A 21,550-nucleotide genomic window follows, 5' to 3' on the forward strand; every position below is an offset into this window, starting at 1 on the left:
ACGTCACTCCAAATTCTGAACCTGCTCGCGCAGCTTCTCAACCTCGTTCTTCATCGCGACAACAATCTGCTGTGCGGCGGCATTGCTCGCCTTTGATCCGATGGTGTTCGTCTCACGGTTGATTTCCTGCAAAAGGAAGTCGAGCCGCCGTCCGACGGGCTCCGCCTCCGCAAGAATCGCGCGGAACTGGGCAAAATGGCTTGCGAGCCGCACGAGTTCCTCCGTGATGTTCACGCGGTCGGCATAGAGTGCCGCCTCCTGCACAAGGCGCGTCTCATCGGGCGTGACCTCCTTGAACTCCGCAAGCACCTCCGCGAGGTGCGCACGGTAGTCCGCCACGATCTGCGGTGCAATCGCCTTCACCTGCGCACGCTGCTCCTCAAGCCGTGCAAGCCGCTTCTCAAAGTCACGCGCGATATGTGCGCCCTCGGCAAGCCGCATCGCATCGAGTGCGGTGAGTGCCTGCGCCGCCGCATCCAGAAAGACCGCACGCGCCCCCGCGATGTCCGTCTGCTCCCGCACGGAGATCACGCCCTCGTACGCCGCCGCCATCTGAACGCCGCCCGTCAGCGGCGCATCCACCGTATGCGCGACCCTGCCGAGTGCCGTGTAATACGCACGCGCCAAACCCTCGTTGACGTGGACATCGTACTGCTTTTCGCTGCGATCCTCAAAGTTCACATAGACATCGAGCTTGCCGCGTGCAACGCGCGTGCGGATCAGGTCGCGCAGATCATTCTCCCACGCGCCGAACGCACGCGGCATATGCGGCGCAATCTCAAGAAACCTCTGATTCACCGCCTTGATCTCAACCGTGACACAGTAGTCCGCCGTTTCAGCCGTCCCCGCGCCATAGCCCGTCATGCTCCTGCGCGGCGCACTCATAGCGCCCCCTGCCATTCGCCCGTGAACACCGGCTCAGCGGGACCTGTCATAAGGATATGCCCATCCGCACGCCACTCCACATGAATCACGCCGCCATCAACTTCGATGTCCGCCGCACGGTCGAGCACATCGTTCAGCACGCCCGCCGTCAGCGTCGCACACGTCCCCGTGCCGCACGCGAGCGTGATCCCCGCACCGCGTTCCCAAACGCGCATACGCGCGTGTTTGCGGCTCCTCACCTCGACGAACTCCGTATTGATCTTACGCGGAAATGCGGGATGGTTCTCGAACTGCGCCCCCAGTTCCGAAAGAGGGAAGCCCTCTACATCGTCCACAAAGATCACGCAATGGGGATTGCCCATCGAGACGCACGTCATCTGGTACTCCGTACCATCCACCGTAAGCGGCTGTGCCACCACGCGCTCTGCGCCGAAGCCCGCTACGGGTATTTTCTCCCCTTCGAGTACAGGCACGCCCATATCCACCTCGACCGCCGTCACCGCACCGTCCTGCGTGATGATGCGCGGCACCATCGTCCCCGCCAGCGTCTCAATCGTGAACTGCTGTGTTTTCATGCGCCCGTAGTCATAGAGATACCGCGCGAAACAGCGAATGCCATTCCCGCACATCTCCGGCTCCGTCCCGTCGGGGTTAAACTCGCGCATCCGCACATCCGCCATCTCCGAGGGACAAACCACCATCAGTCCATCCGCACCAATGCCGAAATGCCGATCGCACATCTTCACCGCGAGTGCCGCAAAGTCCATCGGCTCTTTATCTAGGAAATCCACTACCACGAAATCGTTGCCGCAGCCCTGCCACTTTGTAAACTTCATCCATTACACCGCCTTGCTGCACGTATTGTACTATGAAACGTCCCCATGCGCAAGGCGCAGCGCTTGCCTATTGTATGATTGACGTGTATAATTTTCTATGAAGTATACAAAGAATACGGAATGCCAAAGCGAACCCTAGTGAAGCAAGTGAGTAAAGTGCTCGGTACGCCCCGTCGGAGTTCTTTCGTTCAAGCGAAGCGCGTTTAAGAACTCCGGCGGTATTTAAGCGTACAAGAGCGCGATCACTTGCGCAACGAGGCGTTCGCGTGGCATCCGTATGACGTTTAGAATATAAAGAGGTAATACTATGAGCCTTGACGGCTTCTCCATGTCCGCCCTCGTGCGTGAACTCGCAGACACACTCACGGGCGGGCGCATCGATAAAATCAACCAGCCGAATAAGCAGTCCATCGTTCTCTCCGTGCGTCAGCCGGGACAAAACCGCCTTCTCTACATCAACACCAACGCAAGCAACCCATCCGCACATCTCATCGAAAACGCCCCCGAGAATCCCGCCGAGCCGCCGACCTTCGTCATGCTCCTCCGAAAACAGCTCGAAACGGGACGCATTGCCGCCGTACGGCAGGAGGGACGCGACCGCATCATCCATCTCGACATCGACGTGATCGCGGGCGGCGGGCGCATCACAACGCGCACCCTCACCCTCGAACTCATCGGCAAATACAGCAACATCATCCTCCACGAGGACGGCATTATCACCGAGGCACTGCGCCGCATCGGCGAGAACACGAGCCGCGTACGCACCGTGTTCAAGGGCATCCCCTACACCCTACCGCCCGCGCAGGACAAACACGATCTCTTTACGGCAGACATCGCAGACATTATCACACGCATACAGTCGGACAACGACGCAAAACTCTTTCAGGCACTCATTGGCGCTGTCCTCGGCTTTGGGCCTGTGTCGGCGAAAGAGGTCTGTTTCCTTGCAGGTCTTACGCCGAACATTGCCGTCTCCAAACTGGATGCGGCGGACTTTGCGGCAGTTTCCGACGCACTCACGGAACTTCGCGCATGGATGGAGCGCCCTGCTCCCTCCATGCGTCTGGACGAAAACGGCAAGGTGACCGCGATGGCAGCATTCCCCCTCAGTGACCTTCCCAAAACCACACGCATCTCCTATCCCACGCTTAGCGCACTGATGATCGACGCAGACAAACGGCTCGGCAGCTATGTCATTCCCGACCGCGAACGCTTTCGTCGCCTCGTACGTACCGAACTCGCGCGCGCACGTGAGAAATACGAGAAACTTGGCGCAGAGATCACGGCGGCTGAGAATGCCGAGGAACAGAAGATCTGTGCCGACAATCTGATGACCTATCAGTATCAGTACAGCGACCATGCTGACGATGAGATCACCGTCCCGAACATCTACAGCGAAAACGGCGAAACGATCACGATTCCACTCGACCGACGCATCGGCATCATTGCGAATATGCAGGCGTACTATAAGAAATATGACAAGCTGAAGCGTGCGCAGCAGCTGCTCGCCGTCCAACAGGAGCACTGCATGGCGAACATCCGCCACCTTGAGAGCATCGAGACATCGCTCGACTCCTCCACGCGTCTTGCCGAGATTGCAGAGATACAGGATGAGCTGATTACTTCGGGCTACCTCCACGAAAAACTGCCAAAGCGCAGCAAGGATCGCCGTGCGCATCCGTTCTCCTTTACCGCTCCCGATGGCACAACGATCTTGGTGGGCAAGAATAACGCACAGAATGACGCGCTTACCTTCAAGACCGCCGCACCGACGGACATCTGGCTGCACGTCCGCGACATCCCCGGCTCGCACGTTATTCTGCGGACAAACGGAGATGCGTCGACGGAACAGGCACTCCACCTCGCCGCTCAGATTGCCGCACATTTCAGCAAGGCACGCGGTTCCTCGAACGTCCCCGTCGACTACACCGCCGTCCGCTTTGTCAAGAAACCCTCGGGAGCTGTCCCCGGCTTCGTCCGCTTTATCAATGAAAAGACGCTGTTTGTCACCGAGGATGAGGAGGAACTTGCGCCGATACTTGCGCAAGATCCGAACGTTGGATAATCTGCACAACAAAAGGCTGTCTATGGGAATCCGCTGATCCCAAGGCAGCCTTATTTCGTGTACGCTCTTACTGAACCGTTATGCCGTGCTCCCGTGCGAGTGCCCGTACGTCCTCCTCCGAAAGCTCCGAGGCTGTGATAACGGTTTCCATCGGCAAATTCATGCGCAAGAGATTGAGTGCAGTACGCTGTGCGCCAAGACGAAGCCCTTCCTTACGTCCTTCTTTTCGTCCTTCTTTTCGCCCTTCCTCACGCGATCCTTTCATGTCTGACACATAATCATGCTCATATTTCTCCCGTGCCTCATATCTGCGACGACGACTCATATCCTGCAAGTAATCGTCGATTGCATCCCATGCCGTCCCAATGGCTGCTTCACTCATCGCAAGTTCCTCCATTTCCTCATTACTCAGCTTGTTATTCAAAAATGCCATCCACTTATCGAGACACCGCATATTTTGTAAATCCTGCCTCCGCACCTTCGGCAGCTCCAAAAAATGCAGTTCAATATCATCCGTCAGACGATGCGACTTTGCCGAATCGTAGAGACCGTATACGTTGTGAAAGCCCTTCTGCGGAAGAAAAGAATACGCAAGCAAATTGATCGTCACTGTTCTTCGGAGTGTATCGTATGCCTTACTCTTGCGCAAAGACGATTGATACAGCTTTGCCCAATAGTACAGACTGCGCTGTGCCATGTTCTGACGATTCTGCACCTGAACCTCGATGTTGACCTGTGTCTCATCATTTGTAACACAGAGCAAATCAAGCACAGAAGTCTTCCCCTCTGCCTCCTCGGGCTCAAGTGCACGATCGGCAAAGTGCAGATCAACAAACGCATTCTCCCCTTCCAGTTGGAGCGTCGCATTGATAAAGGAAAGCGTAACCGCCTTTCGTTCCTCATGCCCAAAGACAAACTTGAAGAGCAGGTCATTGAGTGCGTTAAAATCTCTCGTACGCATAAAATCCCCCCTATCACAGCACTATCTATCTGATATTATTATAAATACAAAGCGATGAAGAATGCAACAAAAACCTCTTAAAGAAAACAGCCCATCCTCTTGGATGAGCTGTAAAACGCTTACATCAGACTTTCTTGGGAAATCAATTTTTCGCAATCCTTTTATTTTATGAGTTGAAGTGTCGCATAGCAATCTGAGCGTGTCAGATGCTCGCCGTTTCGATCAACGGTCGTCACATAATAAACGAGATGATAGACACCCGCCTGCCCTGTCTTTTCAAGACTGAGATCAACAAGAGAATCCGTTATCTGAACAGTCCCTTCGCCAACATTGGATGAACCAAGGATAAGACCATTCGCCCCCTGAGACCTCGTATTGAAACGGACAATAAGGGGTCTGACTTTATAGTCGGATACAAATGTTCCTGACTTGTCCAATAACGCAATCATACTTCGTCTATTTCTAGAATTGTCTGGGAGCGTAACAAAATAAACGAGGGCGGATTGCTGAGATCCCTGATGAAGCATCGAGTTTACACCATGGCTTGCATCACCGTGTGACCTGAAACCGTAAGAGTCCGTGAGGAGAAACACATGCCCAAGCAACTCTGAAAGCTTCGGAACACGGCTGTAGTCCACCATTCCAGCCGGTTCAACAATCTCTTCCCACGTAAGAAAACTTTTAACTTCCTGTGAACCATATACTTTTTGCTGCCAATTATAGAGTTCCTCCACCTGTGCCATGTCCACTGCCTCTGCCCGCCCCATCAGCGATGCAGGAAGTGCAAGCACACCCAAGACCATGAACAACACTGCGATGATACAAATTTTTCTCATAGGAAAGACCTCCTTTTCTTTCTAAGAATTATATAACCTTCTACCCCCCCGTCAAGGAACTCTTGTTCTCTTATTTGAGGATTTTTCAATATAACAAAAAACTCCCGAAACTTTCGTTCCGAGAGTTTTTTACGATGTCACGTTCAGACAAGCTCAATGATTGCCATCGGGGCAGCGTCGCCGCGACGGGGGCCGAGCTTCAAGATGCGGGTGTAGCCGCTCTTTTTGTCTGTGTACTTCTCTGCGATTTCGCCGAAGAGCTTGCGTACAACATCCTCCTCCGCCAGAGCTGCAATCGCCTGACGACGTGCACTGAGGTCGCCGCGCTTGGCGAGCGTGATAAGACCGTCGGCGAGGGAGCGGAGCTCCTTTGCCTTTGCCTCGGTCGTCTCAATGCGTCCGTACTTGAAGAAGGATGTGAGGATGCTCCTGAGGAGAGCCTTGCGGGCCGCGGAATTGCGTCCGAGCTTTCTCATGTATTTCCCACTCCTATCGTTATTCGTTTTCCTGTCTCAAGGAGAGTCCAAGCTCCTCAAGTTTTTTCTTCACTTCGTCCAGAGACTTGCGTCCGAGATTGCGCACCTTCATCATATCGTCCTCGGTCTTCTGCGCGAGATCCGCAACGGTGTTGATGCCGGCACGCTTGAGGCAGTTGAAGGAACGGACGGAAAGATCCAGATCGTCGATGGTCATTTCCAGCACCTTCGCACTGTCGTCGATCTCCTCGGGCGGGAAGTTGGGAACTTCCTCCTCCTCCTCAACCACATTGCCGTCCATGTTCTGAAACAGACGCAGATGCATAACGAGGATCGCCGCCGCCTTGCTCACGGCCTCCTCCGGACGGATGGAGCCGTTCGTCCACACGTCGAGGATGAGGCGGTCATAGTCGGTGACGTTGCCGACACGCGTATCCTCGACGGTGTAGTTGACGCGCTGCACAGGGGAGAAGATGGAGTCGATGGGGATGACACCGATGGAGTCATCCGACTTCTTGTTCTTATCCGCCGGAACATAGCCGCGTCCGCGCTCGACGGTCATCTCGATCTTGAGTTTGCCCGTCGCGTTCAGCGTTGCGATGTGAAGATCCGGATTCAGGATCTCGATGTCGCTGCCGCATTCGATGTCGGCTGCTGTGACCTCACGCTCCCCAACCGCCTCAATGCGAATGGTGTGCGGCTCCGACCCCTGCATAGAAATGCAGAGCTGCTTGAGTGCCAACACAATGCTCGTCACATCATCCCGTACGCCGGGAATCGTGGAGAACTCATGCAGCACGCCGTCGATCTGAATGGAGGTGACCGCTGCTCCGTCGAGAGACGAGAGCAGCATACGCCGCAGACTGTTGCCGAACGTCGTACCGTAGCCCGGTTCGAGCGGCTCGCAGATGAACCGCCCATAGCGTCCGTCCTCGCTGATCTCTGCGATCTCGATTTTCGGTTTCTCGATATCTGTCATCTATGTGCCTCCTCCAAAATAAACGCGTAATGCAGACACATTCACATTCATTATTTGGAGTAGAGTTCGACGATGGCCTGTTCGTTGACCGGTACGTCGATTTCCTCACGATGGGGGAAACGCGTCACCGTACCCGTCAGATTTGCCTGATCGGCGGTCAGCCATGCGGGAGCGGAAAGGGCATTGCTGCTCTCCTTGAGCTCCTTGAAGAACGCGCTCGCGCGGCTCTTCTCGGCGACCTCGATCACATCGCCCTCACGGACGAGTGCGGAGGGGATGTCAACGCGCTTGCCGTTCACGGTGAAATGACCGTGACGGACGAGCTGGCGTGCCTGACGGCGCGTGTTCGCAAGTCCGAGACGGAAGACGACGTTGTCAAGACGACGCTCAAGGAGGCTCAACAGGTTCTCACCCGTGACGCCCGGCATCTTCTTCGCCTTGTCATAGTAGCCGCGGAACTGACGCTCAAGGACACCGTAGATGAACTTTGCCTTCTGCTTTTCCTTGAGCTGGAGTCCGTACTCGGACACCTTGCGGTTCGTACGGCGAAGCTGACGCGTCGACTGGCGCGAGCGGCCAAGGGTGGCCGGCTCAAGACCGAGGGCACGGCAGCGCTTCAAGACTGGTACTCTATCAATTGCCATGTTGTTTCATGCACCTCCTATTAGACGCGGCGACGCTTCGGCGGACGGCATCCGTTGTGCGGGATGGGGGTCACGTCTTTGATCATGTTGACTTCGAGACCCGTCGCCTGCAGTGAGCGGATTGCCGCCTCACGACCTGCACCCGGACCCTTGACATAGACTTCGACGGACTTCAGACCGTGCTCCATCGCAGCCTTTGCAGCCGTCTCTGCAGCCATCTGTGCCGCAAACGGCGTGCTCTTGCGCGAACCACGGAAGCCGAGACCGCCGGCGCTCGCCCACGAGAGGGCATTGCCGCTCTTATCGGTGAGCGTGACAATCGTGTTGTTGAATGTCGAGCTGATGTGTGCAACGCCCGACTCTATGTTCTTGCGAACTTTTTTCTTGGAACGTGTTGTTTTCTTAACAGCCACCTCTACGAGCCTCCTTTACTTTTTCTTGCCTGCAACGGCCTTCTTCGGGCCCTTGCGTGTGCGCGCGTTGTTCTTCGTGTTCTGTCCGCGAACAGGCAGGCCGAGACGGTGGCGGCGGCCACGGTAGCAGCCGATATCAACGAGACGCTTGATGTTCATCTGAATTTCGCGGCGAAGGTCGCCCTCCACCACGGCGTTCTTGTCGATGGCATCACGAAGTCTGACGACTTCATCCTCCGTGAGGTCACGCGTACGGGTATCGGGGTTCACGTCTGCGATCGCAAGCAGCTTCTTCGCAGTCGTGAGACCAATCCCGTAGATGTACGTCAGGGAAATCTCAATTCTCTTGTCACGGGGCAAATCTACACCGGCAATACGTGCCATAAGTGCACCTCCTTTTATCCTTGTCTTTGTTTATGCTTCGGGTTCTCGCAAATGACCATGACACGGCCTTTGCGCTTGATGATCTTGCATTTCTCGCAGATTTTCTTGACAGACGGTCTTACCTTCACTGCGCTTGCCTCCTTCCGTCTCCTTACATCTCTGGTTCAAGTCGATCTTTTCTATTCTAGCACAGATCTTTTGATCCCGCCAGTTTTTTCAGGACTATTTGAAGCGATATGTAATACGTCCACGGGTCAGATCGTACGGGGTGAGTTCAATGGTGACCTTGTCGCCCGGCAGAATACGGATGAAGTTCATGCGTATCTTTCCGGAAACATGAGCAAGGACGACGTGTCCGTTCTCAAGTTCGACCTGGAACATCGCATTCGGAAGTTTCTCAACGACCCTTCCCTCTACCTCGATGACATCCTGTTTTGACATACTTCCCTTTCGCTCCTTTTACGCCTCAAGGACGGCGGCAAGATCCGCCTCGACCTTTGCGATGTCCTGTCTGCCGTCGATCTCCTTGTAAACGCCCGCCTTCGTGTAGTAGTCGATGAGGGGACGCGTGGAGGATTCATAGACGGAAAGACGGCTTTTCATGGTCTCCTCGCTGTCGTCGGCACGCTGATAGGTCGCACCGCCGCAGTCGTCACAGACACCCGGGGTCTTTGTCGGGTTAAACTTCACATGGAAGGAATGCCCGCAGTTCTTGCAGATCCGGCGCCCGACGGCACGCTCGATGAGGTCGGCAGCCGGGACGTTGATGTTGAGAACGCCCGTGAGCTTGATGCCGTTATCCTTTAGGATCTCCGTGAGTGCATCCGCCTGCTCGACCGTGCGCGGAAAACCGTCGAGGATAAAGCCCTTCTTGCAGTCGGGCTTACTGAGACGCTCGCGCACAATGCCGATCGTCACCTCGTCGGGGACAAGCTTGCCCGCGTCCATGTAGGATTTCGCCTCTTTGCCGAGCGGCGTGCCTTCTTTTACGGCTTCACGAAACATATCGCCCGTGGAGATATGCAGGATACCGTAACGTTTTACGAGGTTTGCCGCCTGCGTGCCCTTTCCGGCACCCGGAGGTCCCATCAAAATGATGTGCATAGCAATCTCCTTCTGCATTATTTCATAAAGCCTTCATAATGACGCATCACAATCATGGATTCGATCTGCTTCATCGTCTGAAGGGCAACGCCCACAACGATGAGCAGAGCCGTACCGCCGAAGTACACCCCCTGGATGTTCGTCGCACCCGCCACCATGTTTGGCAGCACCGCGATAAATGCGAGGAAGAACGCCCCCGCGAGCGTGATGCGTGTCAGCACATAATCAAGATAGTCGGCGGTCGCCTGTCCGGGACGAAGCCCCGGCACGAATCCGCCGTACTTCTTGAGGTTGTCTGCCATATCTGGGATCTTCACCGTCACCGACGTGTAGAAGTAGGTGAAGAAGATAATCATGAGAACGTAGAGCGTGGTCTGGAGAGGTTTGCCCCACTCAAGATACGCCGCTGCGGTCTTGACCCACGGTATGTCGATGAACTGTGCGACCGTAATCGGGAACATGAGCACCGACGAGGCGAAGATGATCGGGATAACGCCCGCCTGATTCACCTTGAACGGGATGTGGCTCGAATGCCCGCTCCCCACGCGGCCGCCCACAAGGCGCTTTGCATACGTGATCGGAACACGGCGGAACCCCGTTTCGATGTGGATGACAAAGACGATCATCGCAAGTGCGATGACACCGAATGCAAACACGCTGAAGTAGCTGATTGTCCCCGCCTTGACGTAGGCATAGATCGTGCCGATGTTCTTCGGCAGTGCCGCGACGATACCGGCAAAGATAATCAGAGAGATTCCATTGCCGACACCGTTCGCCGTGATCTGCTCGCCCAACCACATCAGGAACACCGTCCCCGCTGTGAGCGTAATCGCAATGATGAGGATGTTCACGGGGCTCGGGTTGAGGATCGCACTCTTGAGACCGATCGACATACCGATCGCCTGGAAGAATGCAAGCGCAACCGTTAAGTACCGCGTGACCTTCGTCGTTTTCTTGTGTCCCTCCGCGCCTTCCTTCGACCACTGCTCAAGCGTCGGCACAACGACGTTGAGCAGCTGCATGATGATGGCAGCGTTGATGTAGGGCGTAATGCTCATCGCAAAGACGGAGAATTTACTGAACGCACCACCCGAGAACAGATCGAGGAGACCGAACAGCGTGCCCTGTGCAAAGAGCTGCTCGATCGCCGTCGGATCGACGCCGGGCACGGGGATGTGCGTCCCCATGCGGAACACGGCGAACATGATGAGGGTGAATACGATCTTTTGCCGCAGTTCCGGAATCTGAAAGATGTTTCCAAGGGCTTGAAGCACCTTAGATCACCTCGACTTTGCCGCCTGCCGCTGCAATTTTCTCCGCCGCGCCCTGCGTAAAGCCCTGTGCGCGTACCGTGAGGTTCTTTGCCGTGAGCTCACCGTCACCGAGGATGCGGATGCCGTCACGGACATTCTTGAGGATGCCTGCCTCGATGAGTGCAACACGATCAACCGTTGCGCCATCCTCGAAGCAGTTCAGGCTGCCAACGTTCACCTCGGCAAAGGTCTTTGCCCAGATGTTCTTGAAGCCACGCTTCGGGAGACGACGATAGAGAGGCATCTGACCGCCCTCAAAGCCGCTGCGGACACCGCCGCCGGCACGGGACTTCTGCCCCTTCATGCCGCGCGTCGAAGTCTTGCCCATGCCCGAGCCGATGCCGCGGCCAACGCGCTTGCGCGTGGCACGCGAGCCTTCAGCGGGCTGTAATTCATGCAGTTTCATAGATGTTTGCCTCCCCTCTTCAGTCTGCAATCTCTTCCACCGTGATGAGGTGGGAGACCTTGTGAAGCTGCCCACGCACGGCGGGTGTGTCGGGAAGCTCGGTAACGGAGTTGCGCTTACGCAGTCCGAGCGATTTCACAGTCTTGCGCTGCGTCTCAGGACGACCGATCAAGCTGCGTGTCAGCGTTACTCTGACTTTTGCCATGTTCGTTCCTCCTTATCAGCCAAAAATCTCGCGGACAGACTTGCCGCGCAGAGCTGCCACATCGGCGGGATTCTTGAGGCCGATGAGGCCTTCCATCGTCGCGCGTACCATGTTGTTCGGGTTGGACGAGCCGAGCGACTTCGTGAGGATGTCACGCACGCCCGCAAGCTCCAGAACCGCACGCGCAGGACCGCCGGCAATGACGCCGGTACCTTTGGCGGCGGGCTTTAGGAGCACGCGGCCGGCACCGAAGATGCCCGTGATCTCATGCGGGATCGTGCGCTCCTCGCGCAGCGGAACCTCGACGAGGCTCTTCTTGGCATCCTCAACACCCTTGCGGATTGCCTCGGGCACCTCGGCAGCCTTGCCCATGCCAAAGCCGACCTTGCCCTTCTTGTTGCCGACAACAACAAGCGCACTGAAGGAGGAGCGTCGGCCGCCCTTGACAACCTTCGATACGCGGTTGATGAATACGACACGCTCCTCAAACTCCGGCGTCTCGTTTTCGTTATGTCTAGCCATGCTTTCCCTCCTTTAGAATTTCAGACCGGCCTCGCGCGCCGCCTCAGCGAGAGCAGCGACGCGGCCATGATAGATGTAGCCGCCGCGGTCAAAGACGACCTCGGTGATGCCCTTCTCCAGAGCCTTCTTCGCAACAGCAGCGCCGATTGCCTTTGCCGCCTCGACGTTGCCGCCGTACCGGGAGAAGTCCTTGTCCTTCGAGCTCGCAGAGACGAGCGTCACGCCCTTTTCATCGTCGATGATCTGTGCGTAGATGTTCTTCAGGCTGCGGAATACATTGAGGCGCGGACGAGCCGCAGTCCCCGCAATGTGATTGCGCACGCGCAGATGGCGCTTCCGGCGCGCCTTATTCTTATCCTGCTTGATAAGCACAGTGTGTCACTCCTCTCCTTCTTATTTCTTGCCCTTCGCGCCGGCTTTGCCTTCCTTGCGGCGGACATGCTCTCCGGCGTACTTGATGCCCTTGCCCTTGTACGGCTCCGGCTCACGATGTGCGCGAATCTCGGCCGCGGTCTGACCGACGACTTCCTTGTTGATGCCGGAAATCGTGATGACCGTAGCGGAGGGACACTCGAACGCGATGCCCTCGGGCGGCTCAATGACAACGGGATGCGAGAAGCCAAGCGAGAGGCTTAAGTTCTTGCCCTGCTTTGCCGCACGATAGCCAACGCCGCTGATCTCAAGGGTCTTCGTATAGCCTTCCGACACGCCGATCACCATGTTATTGATGAGCGTGCGGGAAAGACCATGGAGCGATCTGTGCATTTTATCGTCCGAAGGACGGGTGACGGTTACGACACCTTCCTCGACGGTTATTTTCATATCCGGATGGATCTCGCGCGAAAGCTCGCCCTTCGGGCCCTTCACTTTCACGAGATTATCCGCACCGACCGTGACGGTAACGCCAGACGGAATGTGAATCGGTGCTCTTCCAATTCTTGACATTGTTACACCTCCTGCCTGTGCATTACCATACGAATGCGAGAACTTCGCCGCCGAGCCCCGCCTTGCGTGCGTCCTTGTCGCTCATGATCCCCTTTGATGTGGAGATCACGGAGATACCGAGGCCGCCGTAGACACGCGGGAGCGCATCGTGCTTTGCATACTGACGAAGTCCGGGCTTGGAAACGCGCTTCAGGCCGGAGATAACGTGCTCACGCTTTGCTCCATACTTCAGCGTGACGGTGAGAACGCCCTGCTTGCCGTCCTCCTGGAAGGAGTAGTCCTTGATGAAGCCTTCCTTTTTCAAGACTTCGGCGATTGCCGTCTTGACCTTCGACCCGGGGATCGTGACGCTCTCGTGGTAGACCGAGTTTGCGTTGCGGATGCGGGTCAGCATATCTGCAATAGGATCAGTCATTGCCATGAATCGATATCCTCCTTTGACTTTTGTTACCAGCTTGCCTTTGTTACACCAGGGATGGCGCCCTTGTAACTCTGCTCACGGAAGCAGATACGGCACATATCGAACTTGCGGATGTAGCCGTGCGGACGTCCGCAGATCTTGCAGCGGTTGTACTTGCGTGTCGAGAACTTGGGCTCTTTGCTCCACTTCTCAATCATTGCCTTCTTTGCCACAGTTGTTCCTCCTTGCCCGTTACGCGCGGAACGGCATACCCATGAGACGGAGGAGTTCTTTTGCCTCTTCGTCCGTATGCGCGCTCGTAACGATGACGATGTTCATGCCGCGAATCTTGTCAATCTTGTCGTAGTCAATTTCGGGGAAAATGAGCTGCTCGCGCAGACCGACGGCATAGTTGCCGCGTCCGTCGAACGCCTTCTCGCTGACCCCGCGAAAATCGCGGACACGCGGAAGCGCAACATTCATGAACTTGTCGAGGAACTGATACATACGCGTGCCGCGCAGCGTAACCTTGCAGCCGATCGGCATCCCCTCGCGGAGCTTCCATGCGGCAAGCGACTTCTTTGCACGCGTGAGCTGGGGCTTCTGTCCTGCGATGGCGGTGAGATCCGTCACAGCGGCATCGAGTGCCTTCGGGTTGCCGACGGCCTCGCCGACGCCCATGTTGATGATGACCTTCTCCACCTTCGGGAGCTGCATGACGTTCTTATAGCCGAACTTCTCCGTCAGAGCCGGCGCAACTTCCTTCTGATACTTTTCTTTGAGTCTATCCACTTTGCGTATTCCTCCTTTCCGCGAATCTTACTGCTCGATCGGCTCGCCGCACTTCTTGCAGGCGCGCACCTTGCGCTCGCCGATGATGCGATGGGCGACGCGCGTCGCCTTGCCGCACGCGGGGCAGACCAGCTGCACCTTCGAGGCAAAGAGCGGTGCTTCCTTCGTGATGATACCGCCCTGCGGCGCACTCTGACTCGGCTTCGTGTGACGCTTCACCTTGTTCACGCCCTCGACGATGACCTTGCCCTTCTTCGGCTGAGCCTCAATGACCTTGCCCTTTTTGCCCTTATCCTTGCCGGAAAGAACGACGACCGTATCGCCCTTCTTGACGTTCAGTTTTGCCAGCGACAAAATAACACCTCCTCCTTAAAGAACTTCGGGCGCGAGCGAGACGATCTTCATGAAATCCTTCTCGCGCAGCTCGCGTGCGACAGGTCCAAAGATACGCGTTCCGCGCGGCGTGTGGTCGTCCTTGATGATGACCGCCGCGTTCTCATCGAAGCGGATGTAGGAACCGTCCGGGCGGCGCAGCCCCTTGACGCTGCGGACGACAACCGCCTTGACGACGTCGCCCTTCTTCACCGTGCCGCCCGGCGCTGCCGCCTTGACGGAGGCGACGATAACATCGCCGATGTTGGCATACTTGCGGTACGAGCCGCCCAGTACGCGAATGCAGAGGATTTCCTTCGCTCCTGTGTTATCGCCGACATTCAGGATTGTTTCCTGCTGTATCATTGATTTCGTTCCTCCTTACTTCGCGCGCTCGACGACTTCGACCACGCGCCAGCGCTTCGTCTTGGAGAGCGGACGCGTCTCCATGATGGAAACACGGTCGCCGACGTGCGCGTCGTTCTTCTCGTCATGCGCGTGGAACTTCACCGTCTTCTTAACCGGCTTCTTATACATCTTGTGCTGTTCGAGCTCCTCGACAGCAACGACAACGGTCTTGTCCATCTTGTCGGACACGACCTTGCCGATTCTCACTTTGCGTACGTTTCTATCGCTCATGTGTGTATGAGCCTCCTTCCTGCGTATCGGTAAAATGTCCGTTTAGGCGTTTGCCTGCTCGCGCTGAATGGTCTTGATGCGGGCAATCGTCTTCTTTACGTCCTTGATACGCATCGGGTTGTCGAGCTGTCCGGTAGCGTGCTGAAAACGGAGGCCAAAGAGCTCTTCCTTGAGCGACGCGAGTTTTTCCGTGAGCTCGTCGGCACTCATGCCGCGGATCTCATCAACCTTCATTCACTTCACCGCCCTCTACTTCTTCGCGTACGACGAACTTCGTCTTGATCGGGAGCTTGTGACCGGCAAGGCGCATTGCCTCTGCCGCGACCTCGCGCGCCACGCCGTCCATCTCAAAGAGGACGCGCCCCGGCTTTACGACGGCGACCCAGTACTCGGGCGAGCCCTTGCCGGATCCCATGCGGGTCTCCGCCGGCTTTGCCGTGACCGGCTTGTCCGGGAAAATCTTGATCCAGACCTTACCACCGCGCTTGATGTAACGCGTCATCGCGATACGCGCCGCCTCGATCTGGCGGTTCGTGATCCATGCCGGCTCCAGAGCGACGAGACCATACTGGCCGTGGCTGACCGTGTTGCCGCGCTGTGCCTTGCCCTTCATGCGCCCGCGGAACTGCTTGCGGTATTTCACGCGCTTTGGGAGTAACATTACGCCTCGCTCCTTTCCTTATGATTCTTCGGCGTCTGCTTCTTGTCGGGGAGAACCTCGCCCTTGAAGATCCAGACCTTGATGCCGATACGACCGTAGGTTGTATGTGCCTCAGCCGTTCCGTAGTCGATGTCTGCACGCAGCGTGTGCAGGGGGATGCTGCCCTCACGATAGGACTCGCGACGTGCGATTTCTGCACCGCCGAGACGACCGCTGACGGCAATCTTGATGCCCTTCGCACCGAGGCGCATCGTGCGCCCGACCGCCTGCTTCATCGCACGGCGGAAGGCAATGCGGCGCTCAAGCTGTGCCGCAATGTTCTCAGCGACGAGCGTCGCGTCGAGATCCGGCTGCTTGATCTCCGCGATATTGATGTCAACGCGCTTCTCGGTGAGGTTCTTGAGCCCCTCTTTGATCTGCTCGATGCCCGAGCCACCGCGTCCGATGACCATGCCCGGCTTTGCCGTGTGGATCGTGAGCTTCAGGCGGTTCTTGCTGCGCTCCGTCTCCACGCGGGGAACACCTGCGGTCTGGAGGCTGTTCTTAAGGTAATCGCGAATCTTGATGTCCTCGTGCAGATTCTGCGCGAAATCCTTGTCTGCATACCAGCGGGCATCCCAATCCTTGACGATGCCAAGGCGAATGCCATGGGGATTTACTTTCTGACCCAAACTGTTTCCCTCCCTATTACTTTTCGTTTACGGCAACCGTGATGTGGGACGTGTGCTTCAAAATCTTGAACGCCTGTCCGCGTGAGCGCGGATGAATGCGCTTGAGCGTCGGTCCCTGGTCAACGAAAGCTGAGGAAATGAACAGTCGATCCACATCCATGTCAAAGTTGTTCTCCGCGTTTGCAACAGCAGAGCGGAGCACCTTCTCCACGGCGTCCGCGCCGACCTTCGGCGTGAACTTCAGGATCGCGAGAGCGTCAGCAACGCTCTTGCCGCGTACGAGGTTCATCACAATGCGAACCTTGCGCGGTGCGATACGGATGTATTTGGCAGTAGCCTTTACTTCCTGTGCCACGAATCGTCCTCCTCTCTATCAGCGCAGCGAGGTCTTGCGCTCTTCGCCCGCGTGACCCTTGAATGTACGTGTCGGCGCAAACTCGCCGAGCTTATGTCCGACCATATCCTCCGTGACGTAGACGGGGACATGCTTGCGTCCGTCATGGACAGCGATCGTGTGGCCGACGAAATCCGGGAAGATCGTCGAGCTGCGCGACCATGTGCGCACAACCTTCTTCTCGTTCTTTTCGTTGAGCGCATCGATCTTCTTCATCAGGCTCTCTGCGACGAAAGGCCCTTTCTTAATCGATCTTGACAAAGTTTTTCCTCCTTTCGCCGAGCACAGTGCGGCCCGGCGATGGTTCTATCTGCAAGTTGCGATGCTATATCAGCTATGCAGAGGGACGCCCAGATTGGAGCAGATTTTTCGTTCTGTCAAGGGAGCAAACCGGACGCATAGATACTCCTATGTGGAGGATTTGCTCTCCGCAGACAGGGCGGAAAAGATGCCCAAGGTGGGTGTCTGACCGCATGAGCCGTTAATTACTTACGGCGGTGGACGATAAGACGATTCGACGCCTTCTTCTTGCGGCGCGTCTTCTTGCCCATCGCAATCTTGCCCCACTTCGTCATCGGGCTCTTGCGTCCGACCGGCGAACGTCCCTCGCCGCCGCCGTGCGGATGGTCATTCGGGTTCATCGCAATACCGCGCGTCTCCGGGCGGCGTCCGAGCCAGCGGCTGCGGCCTGCCTTACCGATGGTGATGTTCTCATGCTCAAGGTTGCCGACCTGTCCGATCGTCGCACGGCAGTTCACATGCACACGGCGAATCTCGCCGGACGGCATACGGAGGAGTGCGTAGTCGCCTTCCTTTGCCATGAGCTGCGCGGACGCTCCCGCGCTGCGGACGAGCTGTGCGCCCTTGCCGATCTTGAGCTCGACGGCATGGATCACCGTACCGAGCGGGATATTCTTGAGCGGAAGCGCATTGCCCGGCTTGATGTCAGCCTCGGCGCCCGACTCCACGACATCGCCGACCTTGAGGCCGTTCGGTGCGAGGATGTAACGCTTCTCGCCATCTGCGTAGTTCAGAAGCGCAATGCGTGCGCTGCGGTTCGGATCGTACTCGATCGTCGCGACGCGGGCGGGGATGCCGTCCTTCGTGCGCTTGAAGTCGATGATGCGATAGAGCCGCTTGTGACCGCCGCCGCGATGGCGCACGGTCAGTTTGCCCTGCTGGTTGCGCCCACCCGATTTCGTCAGGCGGACGGTGAGGGACTTCTCCGGCTTGTCCGTTGTGATCTCATCGAAGGAAGAGACCGTCATGAAGCGTCTGCCGGCAGAATACGGCTTAAAACTCTTTACTGCCACGTTCGTACCTCCCTTTCGTCTCAGCCTTCAAAGAACTCGATGGTCTCGCCCGGCGCGAGTTTCACGATGGCCTTCTTGTAGTCCGGGCGCTTGCCCTGCGTGCGACCCATGCGCTTCTTCTTGCCGATGACGTTGACCGTGTTGACCTTTGCGACCTTTACCTTGAAGATCTCCGAGACCGCCTTTGCAATCTCGATCTTGTTTGCAGCCTTTGCAACGACGAAGACGTATTTGCCCTCGGCCATGAGCTGCGTCGTCCGCTCCGTGATGAGCGGGCGTACGAGAATATCACGTGCGTCCATTATGCGAATACCTCCTCGATACGGGTGATGGCATCCTTCGTAATGAAGAGCTTGTCGTGATGGAGAATGTCATAGACATTGATTCCACGTGCCGAGATGGCTTTTACACCCGGAATATTGCTGGTGGAGCGCTCCACGTTCACAGCTTCGTCCGCCGTGATGAAGAGGCTCTTTGCATTCACACCGAAATCGCTCAGGAGTTTCACGGCTGCCTTCGTCTTCGGTGCCTCGAAGTCGAGCCGGTCGAGGACGATGAAATCGCCCGTACGAACCTTGTCCGAAAGCGCACACTTAAGGGCAAGACGACGCTGCTTGCGCGGCATCGTAAAGCCGTACTTGCGCGGATGCGGGCCAAAGACCGTACCGCCGCCAACCCACAGCGGGCTGCGCGTCGAACCTGCGCGGGCACGACCCGTGCCCTTCTGACGCCAGGGCTTGCGTCCGCCGCCGCGCACGAGACCGCGCGTCTTCGTGGCATGGGTGCCGAGCCGCTGCGATGCGAGCTGGAGGACAACCGCCTGATGAAGGAGGCCGGCATTCATTTCGACATTGAAGAACTCGTCGCTGAGGCTGATCTCGCCAACCTGATTATGCGACATATCATATACTGCTACATTCGCCATGCTGCGATTCCCCCTTCCTTATTCTTTCGCTGCCTTAAGAGGCTTAACGGTATCTTTGATTACGACAAATCCCTTCTTCGGGCCCGGAATCGCGCCCTTGATGAGGATGAGGTTGCGGTCACTGTCCACGCGGACAATCGTCAGGCGCTGCACCGTGACGCGCTCGCCGCCCATGCGGCCGGGGAGCTTCTTGCCCTTGAGGACACGTCCGCCGGGACCGGAGATCATCGCACCCGTCGAGCCCGGCTCACGGTGCGACTTCGAGCCGTGCCCCATGGGGCCGCGTGCGAAGTTGTGACGCTTGATGCCGCCCGCGAAGCCCTTGCCCTTGGACGTGCCGACCACGTCGACGAGATCGCCTGCGGCGAAGATGTCAACGCCGATCGTGTCGCCCACATTGTATTCGGAAGGAGCGGCGAGACGCATCTCACGAATGAAACGCACCGCCTTCACGCCCGCCTTCTCAAACTGACCCTTGAGCGGCTTCGTGACGTTCTTCTCCTTTACATCGCCGAACCCGATCTGCACAGCGTTGTAGCCGTCCGTCTCGTCGGTCTTGTTCCGGAGCACGAAGTTGTTGCCCGACTCAACGACCGTCACGGGAATGACGCGGCCTTCCTCTGTGAAGATCTGGGTCATGCCCAGTTTTCTTCCTAAAATAGCCTTAGCCAAGGCTTCCACCTCCTATTAGAGCTTAATCTCGATGTCAACGCCGGCAGGCAGATCGAGACGCATGAGCGAATCGACCGTCTTGTTCGTCGGCTGCAGGATGTCGATGAGACGCTTGTGCGTGCGCATCTCGAACTGCTCGCGCGAGTCCTTGTTGACGTGCGGAGAACGGAGAATCGTGTAGACGTTCTTCTCCGTCGGAAGTGGGATTGGCCCTGAGACCATTGCGCCTGTCTTCTTTGCCGTGTCGACGATCTTCGCCGCACTCTGGTCAAGCGCCTTGTGGTCGTAGGCCTTCAAACGAATTCTGATTTTCTGCTGTTTCGCCAAAGTAGTTTTCCTCCTTCGTCCGGGGTCGCGCCCCAAACATTTCTCCACGGCAGTTCCCTCTGCCCCCACGGGGCATAGCCATCTGCCATGTCATCGCATGGAGTACGTCGTCTGTCGTATGATTCCAAAAGATGAAAAGAAGTTTTCACTTAATCCCCCGAAAAGGAGCGACGCGAGCGCCGCTCCTCTCCCTAGGGAATATCAGTAAGGGTGATTAGCCCTCGATTGCCGTAACACGACCCGCACCGACCGTGTGGCCGCCCTCGCGGATAGCGAAGCGGAGGCCCTGCTCGATCGCGATCGGGGTGATGAGCTCGACTTCCATCTCGACGTTATCGCCGGGCATGACCATCTCCGTGCCCTCGGGGAGACGGACAACGCCCGTCACGTCCGTCGTACGGAAGTAGAACTGGGGACGATAGTTCGTGAAGAACGGCGTATGACGGCCGCCCTCTTCCTTCGTCAGGACGTAGACCTGTGCCTTGAACTTCGTGTGCGGCTTGATGGAGCCGGGCTTTGCAAGAACCTGACCGCGCTCGATGTCCTTACGATCCACGCCGCGAAGCAGTGCACCGATGTTGTCGCCCGCAACCGCACTATCGAGCAGCTTGCGGAACATCTCGATGCCCGTAACGACCGTGCTGCGCGCCTCATCCTGGAGGCCGACGATCTCAACCGTATCGTTCAGCTTCAGCTCGCCGCGCTCCACACGCCCCGTGGCAACCGTGCCGCGACCCGTGATTGTGAACACGTCCTCAACCGGCATGAGGAACGGCTTGTCCGTGTCACGCGTCGGCGTCGGAATGTAGGAATCAACCGCATCCATCAGCTCGAAGATCTTTGCCTTCATTGCCTCGTCGCCCTCAAGAGCCTTGAGTGCGGAGCCTGCAATAACGGGGATGTCGTCGCCGGGGAACTCATACTGCGAGAGCAGCTCGCGGACTTCCATCTCAACGAGCTCAAGGAGTTCGTCATCGTCAACCTGGTCAACCTTGTTGAGGAACACAACGAGAGCCGGAACGCCGACCTGGCGGGCGAGCAGGATGTGCTCACGCGTCTGGGGCATCGGACCGTCCGCAGCGGAGACAACGAGGATCGCGCCGTCCATCTGCGCCGCACCCGTGATCATGTTCTTGACATAGTCCGCGTGACCCGGGCAGTCAACGTGTGCATAGTGACGGTTGTCCGTCTCATACTCAACGTGCGCCGTGTTGATCGTGATGCCGCGCTCGCGCTCCTCCGGAGCCTTGTCGATGTCCGCATAGTCCTCGAACTTCGCATAGCCCTTCTCGGAGAGAACCTTCGTGATCGCAGCCGTCAGCGTCGTCTTGCCGTGGTCAACGTGACCGATCGTGCCGATGTTGACATGGGGCTTACTGCGGTTAAACTTTTCCTTTGCCATTCTAAATT

Annotated in this window: 36 protein-coding genes; 1 reads left to right on the plus strand and 35 read right to left on the minus strand. The window is 57.1% G+C overall.

Features of this window, described 5'->3' with window-relative positions; translation table 11 throughout:
- Positions 1-3: 3 nt before the first annotated feature.
- Together QU667_RS08960 and dapF are read right to left on the minus strand one after the other, a co-directional pair.
- Positions 4-885: a YicC/YloC family endoribonuclease gene (locus tag QU667_RS08960; protein WP_304986848.1), complete on the minus strand. Its 882-nt coding sequence runs from the start codon at positions 883-885 to the stop codon at positions 4-6.
- On the minus strand, positions 882-1,721 hold the full coding sequence (dapF, locus tag QU667_RS08965) for a diaminopimelate epimerase (protein WP_304986849.1): 840 nt from the start codon (positions 1,719-1,721) through the stop codon (positions 882-884). The genes QU667_RS08960 and dapF overlap by 4 nt, the downstream gene beginning before the upstream one ends.
- A 307-nt stretch (positions 1,722-2,028) precedes the next feature.
- On the opposite strand from dapF, the gene QU667_RS08970 reads away from it, so the two are divergent.
- A complete protein-coding gene (locus QU667_RS08970; protein WP_304986850.1) occupies positions 2,029-3,786 on the plus strand; it encodes an Rqc2 family fibronectin-binding protein in 1,758 nt (585 codons plus the stop codon).
- 67 nt (positions 3,787-3,853) lie between these two features.
- On the opposite strand, the gene QU667_RS08975 is transcribed toward QU667_RS08970, so the two are convergent.
- The 33 genes from QU667_RS08975 to tuf form a co-directional block, all read right to left on the minus strand.
- Entirely contained in the window at positions 3,854-4,747 is an 894-nt protein-coding gene (locus QU667_RS08975; protein ID WP_304986851.1) for an Rpn family recombination-promoting nuclease/putative transposase, read from the minus strand.
- A gap of 161 nt (positions 4,748-4,908) precedes the next feature.
- The gene (locus QU667_RS08980) at positions 4,909-5,583 is read right to left on the minus strand and encodes a hypothetical protein (protein WP_304986852.1); all 675 of its coding nucleotides are present in this window, start codon (positions 5,581-5,583) and stop codon (positions 4,909-4,911) included.
- A gap of 143 nt (positions 5,584-5,726) precedes the next feature.
- On the minus strand, positions 5,727-6,059 hold the full coding sequence (rplQ, locus tag QU667_RS08985; RefSeq protein ID WP_006692900.1) for a 50S ribosomal protein L17: 333 nt from the start codon (positions 6,057-6,059) through the stop codon (positions 5,727-5,729).
- A gap of 19 nt (positions 6,060-6,078) precedes the next feature.
- Positions 6,079-7,038 carry a DNA-directed RNA polymerase subunit alpha gene (locus QU667_RS08990; protein WP_304986853.1) on the minus strand — a complete coding sequence of 320 codons (960 nt, stop codon included), beginning with the start codon at positions 7,036-7,038 and terminating at the stop codon, positions 6,079-6,081.
- A gap of 50 nt (positions 7,039-7,088) precedes the next feature.
- Positions 7,089-7,682, minus strand: a complete 594-nt coding sequence (gene rpsD, locus QU667_RS08995) for a 30S ribosomal protein S4 (protein ID WP_304986854.1) — start codon at positions 7,680-7,682, stop codon at positions 7,089-7,091.
- Between the two features lie 20 nt (positions 7,683-7,702).
- Positions 7,703-8,095, minus strand: coding sequence for a 30S ribosomal protein S11 (rpsK, locus tag QU667_RS09000; protein ID WP_006307536.1), 393 nt, complete (start codon positions 8,093-8,095; stop codon positions 7,703-7,705).
- Between the two features lie 15 nt (positions 8,096-8,110).
- On the minus strand, positions 8,111-8,479 hold the full coding sequence (rpsM, locus tag QU667_RS09005) for a 30S ribosomal protein S13 (RefSeq protein WP_021684861.1): 369 nt from the start codon (positions 8,477-8,479) through the stop codon (positions 8,111-8,113).
- Between the two features lie 14 nt (positions 8,480-8,493).
- Positions 8,494-8,607 (minus strand): 50S ribosomal protein L36, encoded by a 114-nt coding sequence (gene rpmJ / locus QU667_RS09010; RefSeq protein ID WP_006307538.1) that lies wholly within the window; start codon positions 8,605-8,607, stop codon positions 8,494-8,496.
- A 94-nt stretch (positions 8,608-8,701) separates the two neighbouring features.
- Positions 8,702-8,920, minus strand: coding sequence for a translation initiation factor IF-1 (infA, locus tag QU667_RS09015; RefSeq protein ID WP_006307539.1), 219 nt, complete (start codon positions 8,918-8,920; stop codon positions 8,702-8,704).
- Between the two features lie 18 nt (positions 8,921-8,938).
- Positions 8,939-9,583 carry an adenylate kinase gene (locus QU667_RS09020; RefSeq protein ID WP_304986855.1) on the minus strand — a complete coding sequence of 215 codons (645 nt, stop codon included), beginning with the start codon at positions 9,581-9,583 and terminating at the stop codon, positions 8,939-8,941.
- 17 nt (positions 9,584-9,600) lie between these two features.
- A complete protein-coding gene (gene secY, locus QU667_RS09025; protein WP_304986856.1) occupies positions 9,601-10,857 on the minus strand; it encodes a preprotein translocase subunit SecY in 1,257 nt (418 codons plus the stop codon).
- A gap of 1 nt (position 10,858) precedes the next feature.
- The gene (rplO, locus tag QU667_RS09030) at positions 10,859-11,302 is read right to left on the minus strand and encodes a 50S ribosomal protein L15 (protein ID WP_304986857.1); all 444 of its coding nucleotides are present in this window, start codon (positions 11,300-11,302) and stop codon (positions 10,859-10,861) included.
- 19 nt (positions 11,303-11,321) lie between these two features.
- Entirely contained in the window at positions 11,322-11,507 is a 186-nt protein-coding gene (rpmD, locus tag QU667_RS09035) for a 50S ribosomal protein L30 (protein ID WP_006692907.1), read from the minus strand.
- A gap of 15 nt (positions 11,508-11,522) precedes the next feature.
- A complete protein-coding gene (gene rpsE, locus QU667_RS09040) occupies positions 11,523-12,029 on the minus strand; it encodes a 30S ribosomal protein S5 (protein ID WP_304986858.1) in 507 nt (168 codons plus the stop codon).
- Positions 12,030-12,041: 12 nt separating this feature from the next.
- On the minus strand, positions 12,042-12,401 hold the full coding sequence (gene rplR, locus QU667_RS09045; protein WP_304986859.1) for a 50S ribosomal protein L18: 360 nt from the start codon (positions 12,399-12,401) through the stop codon (positions 12,042-12,044).
- Between the two features lie 21 nt (positions 12,402-12,422).
- Complete coding sequence (gene rplF / locus QU667_RS09050) at positions 12,423-12,974, minus strand: 50S ribosomal protein L6 (protein WP_304986860.1); 552 nt, start codon at positions 12,972-12,974, stop codon at positions 12,423-12,425.
- 22 nt (positions 12,975-12,996) lie between these two features.
- A complete protein-coding gene (gene rpsH / locus QU667_RS09055; protein WP_304986861.1) occupies positions 12,997-13,395 on the minus strand; it encodes a 30S ribosomal protein S8 in 399 nt (132 codons plus the stop codon).
- Positions 13,396-13,421: 26 nt separating this feature from the next.
- Positions 13,422-13,607: a type Z 30S ribosomal protein S14 gene (locus tag QU667_RS09060; protein WP_006307548.1), complete on the minus strand. Its 186-nt coding sequence runs from the start codon at positions 13,605-13,607 to the stop codon at positions 13,422-13,424.
- 19 nt (positions 13,608-13,626) lie between these two features.
- Positions 13,627-14,166 carry a 50S ribosomal protein L5 gene (gene rplE / locus QU667_RS09065; RefSeq protein WP_304986862.1) on the minus strand — a complete coding sequence of 180 codons (540 nt, stop codon included), beginning with the start codon at positions 14,164-14,166 and terminating at the stop codon, positions 13,627-13,629.
- Positions 14,167-14,193: 27 nt separating this feature from the next.
- Entirely contained in the window at positions 14,194-14,520 is a 327-nt protein-coding gene (gene rplX / locus QU667_RS09070) for a 50S ribosomal protein L24 (RefSeq protein WP_304986863.1), read from the minus strand.
- Between the two features lie 15 nt (positions 14,521-14,535).
- Positions 14,536-14,904, minus strand: a complete 369-nt coding sequence (gene rplN, locus QU667_RS09075) for a 50S ribosomal protein L14 (protein WP_009657080.1) — start codon at positions 14,902-14,904, stop codon at positions 14,536-14,538.
- A 15-nt stretch (positions 14,905-14,919) separates the two neighbouring features.
- Positions 14,920-15,177: a 30S ribosomal protein S17 gene (gene rpsQ / locus QU667_RS09080; protein ID WP_009441255.1), complete on the minus strand. Its 258-nt coding sequence runs from the start codon at positions 15,175-15,177 to the stop codon at positions 14,920-14,922.
- Positions 15,178-15,219: 42 nt separating this feature from the next.
- Positions 15,220-15,411, minus strand: coding sequence for a 50S ribosomal protein L29 (rpmC, locus tag QU667_RS09085; RefSeq protein ID WP_006691171.1), 192 nt, complete (start codon positions 15,409-15,411; stop codon positions 15,220-15,222).
- The gene (gene rplP / locus QU667_RS09090; protein ID WP_006692913.1) at positions 15,401-15,838 is read right to left on the minus strand and encodes a 50S ribosomal protein L16; all 438 of its coding nucleotides are present in this window, start codon (positions 15,836-15,838) and stop codon (positions 15,401-15,403) included. The genes rpmC and rplP overlap by 11 nt, the downstream gene beginning before the upstream one ends.
- Complete coding sequence (rpsC, locus tag QU667_RS09095) at positions 15,838-16,509, minus strand: 30S ribosomal protein S3 (RefSeq protein WP_304986864.1); 672 nt, start codon at positions 16,507-16,509, stop codon at positions 15,838-15,840. Before rpsC ends, rplP begins: the two co-directional genes overlap by 1 nt.
- 16 nt (positions 16,510-16,525) lie before the next feature.
- Entirely contained in the window at positions 16,526-16,864 is a 339-nt protein-coding gene (gene rplV, locus QU667_RS09100) for a 50S ribosomal protein L22 (RefSeq protein ID WP_006307561.1), read from the minus strand.
- An 18-nt stretch (positions 16,865-16,882) separates the two neighbouring features.
- Positions 16,883-17,164, minus strand: a complete 282-nt coding sequence (gene rpsS / locus QU667_RS09105) for a 30S ribosomal protein S19 (protein ID WP_006307562.1) — start codon at positions 17,162-17,164, stop codon at positions 16,883-16,885.
- A 224-nt stretch (positions 17,165-17,388) separates the two neighbouring features.
- A complete protein-coding gene (rplB, locus tag QU667_RS09110) occupies positions 17,389-18,216 on the minus strand; it encodes a 50S ribosomal protein L2 (protein ID WP_304986865.1) in 828 nt (275 codons plus the stop codon).
- Between the two features lie 20 nt (positions 18,217-18,236).
- A complete protein-coding gene (gene rplW / locus QU667_RS09115; RefSeq protein ID WP_006307564.1) occupies positions 18,237-18,518 on the minus strand; it encodes a 50S ribosomal protein L23 in 282 nt (93 codons plus the stop codon).
- On the minus strand, positions 18,518-19,141 hold the full coding sequence (rplD, locus tag QU667_RS09120) for a 50S ribosomal protein L4 (RefSeq protein WP_304986866.1): 624 nt from the start codon (positions 19,139-19,141) through the stop codon (positions 18,518-18,520). Before rplD ends, rplW begins: the two co-directional genes overlap by 1 nt.
- A gap of 18 nt (positions 19,142-19,159) precedes the next feature.
- Positions 19,160-19,813, minus strand: a complete 654-nt coding sequence (gene rplC / locus QU667_RS09125) for a 50S ribosomal protein L3 (RefSeq protein ID WP_304986867.1) — start codon at positions 19,811-19,813, stop codon at positions 19,160-19,162.
- Between the two features lie 15 nt (positions 19,814-19,828).
- Positions 19,829-20,140, minus strand: a complete 312-nt coding sequence (gene rpsJ / locus QU667_RS09130; RefSeq protein ID WP_006695835.1) for a 30S ribosomal protein S10 — start codon at positions 20,138-20,140, stop codon at positions 19,829-19,831.
- A 214-nt stretch (positions 20,141-20,354) separates the two neighbouring features.
- Complete coding sequence (gene tuf, locus QU667_RS09135; protein ID WP_304986868.1) at positions 20,355-21,542, minus strand: elongation factor Tu; 1,188 nt, start codon at positions 21,540-21,542, stop codon at positions 20,355-20,357.
- Between the last annotated feature and the right edge of the window lie 8 nt (positions 21,543-21,550).

It is taken from the genome of Selenomonas dianae (assembly GCF_030644225.1).
Lineage (GTDB): Bacteria > Bacillota > Negativicutes > Selenomonadales > Selenomonadaceae > Centipeda > Centipeda dianae.

Coding starts and splice junctions, on each gene's coding strand:
- tuf (WP_304986868.1), bottom strand. CDS start 21,542: ATGGCAAAGGAAAAGTTTAACCGCAGTAAGCCCCATGTCAACATCGGC.
- QU667_RS08990 (WP_304986853.1), bottom strand. CDS start 7,038: ATGACAGATATCGAGAAACCGAAAATCGAGATCGCAGAGATCAGCGAG.
- rplO (WP_304986857.1), bottom strand. CDS start 11,302: ATGAAACTGCATGAATTACAGCCCGCTGAAGGCTCGCGTGCCACGCGC.
- QU667_RS08975 (WP_304986851.1), bottom strand. CDS start 4,747: ATGCGTACGAGAGATTTTAACGCACTCAATGACCTGCTCTTCAAGTTT.
- QU667_RS08980 (WP_304986852.1), bottom strand. CDS start 5,583: ATGAGAAAAATTTGTATCATCGCAGTGTTGTTCATGGTCTTGGGTGTG.
- rpsM (WP_021684861.1), bottom strand. CDS start 8,479: ATGGCACGTATTGCCGGTGTAGATTTGCCCCGTGACAAGAGAATTGAG.
- rplF (WP_304986860.1), bottom strand. CDS start 12,974: ATGTCAAGAATTGGAAGAGCACCGATTCACATTCCGTCTGGCGTTACC.
- infA (WP_006307539.1), bottom strand. CDS start 8,920: ATGTCAAAACAGGATGTCATCGAGGTAGAGGGAAGGGTCGTTGAGAAA.
- QU667_RS09020 (WP_304986855.1), bottom strand. CDS start 9,583: ATGCACATCATTTTGATGGGACCTCCGGGTGCCGGAAAGGGCACGCAG.
- rplN (WP_009657080.1), bottom strand. CDS start 14,904: ATGATACAGCAGGAAACAATCCTGAATGTCGGCGATAACACAGGAGCG.
- rplP (WP_006692913.1), bottom strand. CDS start 15,838: ATGTTACTCCCAAAGCGCGTGAAATACCGCAAGCAGTTCCGCGGGCGC.
- dapF (WP_304986849.1), bottom strand. CDS start 1,721: ATGAAGTTTACAAAGTGGCAGGGCTGCGGCAACGATTTCGTGGTAGTG.
- QU667_RS08960 (WP_304986848.1), bottom strand. CDS start 885: ATGAGTGCGCCGCGCAGGAGCATGACGGGCTATGGCGCGGGGACGGCT.
- rpmD (WP_006692907.1), bottom strand. CDS start 11,507: ATGGCAAAAGTCAGAGTAACGCTGACACGCAGCTTGATCGGTCGTCCT.
- rpsD (WP_304986854.1), bottom strand. CDS start 7,682: ATGGCAATTGATAGAGTACCAGTCTTGAAGCGCTGCCGTGCCCTCGGT.
- rpsE (WP_304986858.1), bottom strand. CDS start 12,029: ATGGCTAGACATAACGAAAACGAGACGCCGGAGTTTGAGGAGCGTGTC.
- rplD (WP_304986866.1), bottom strand. CDS start 19,141: ATGGCGAATGTAGCAGTATATGATATGTCGCATAATCAGGTTGGCGAG.
- rplW (WP_006307564.1), bottom strand. CDS start 18,518: ATGGACGCACGTGATATTCTCGTACGCCCGCTCATCACGGAGCGGACG.
- rpsH (WP_304986861.1), bottom strand. CDS start 13,395: ATGGCAATGACTGATCCTATTGCAGATATGCTGACCCGCATCCGCAAC.
- rpsQ (WP_009441255.1), bottom strand. CDS start 15,177: ATGAGCGATAGAAACGTACGCAAAGTGAGAATCGGCAAGGTCGTGTCC.
- rplQ (WP_006692900.1), bottom strand. CDS start 6,059: ATGAGAAAGCTCGGACGCAATTCCGCGGCCCGCAAGGCTCTCCTCAGG.
- QU667_RS08970 (WP_304986850.1), top strand. CDS start 2,029: ATGAGCCTTGACGGCTTCTCCATGTCCGCCCTCGTGCGTGAACTCGCA.
- rpmC (WP_006691171.1), bottom strand. CDS start 15,411: ATGAAGGTTGATGAGATCCGCGGCATGAGTGCCGACGAGCTCACGGAA.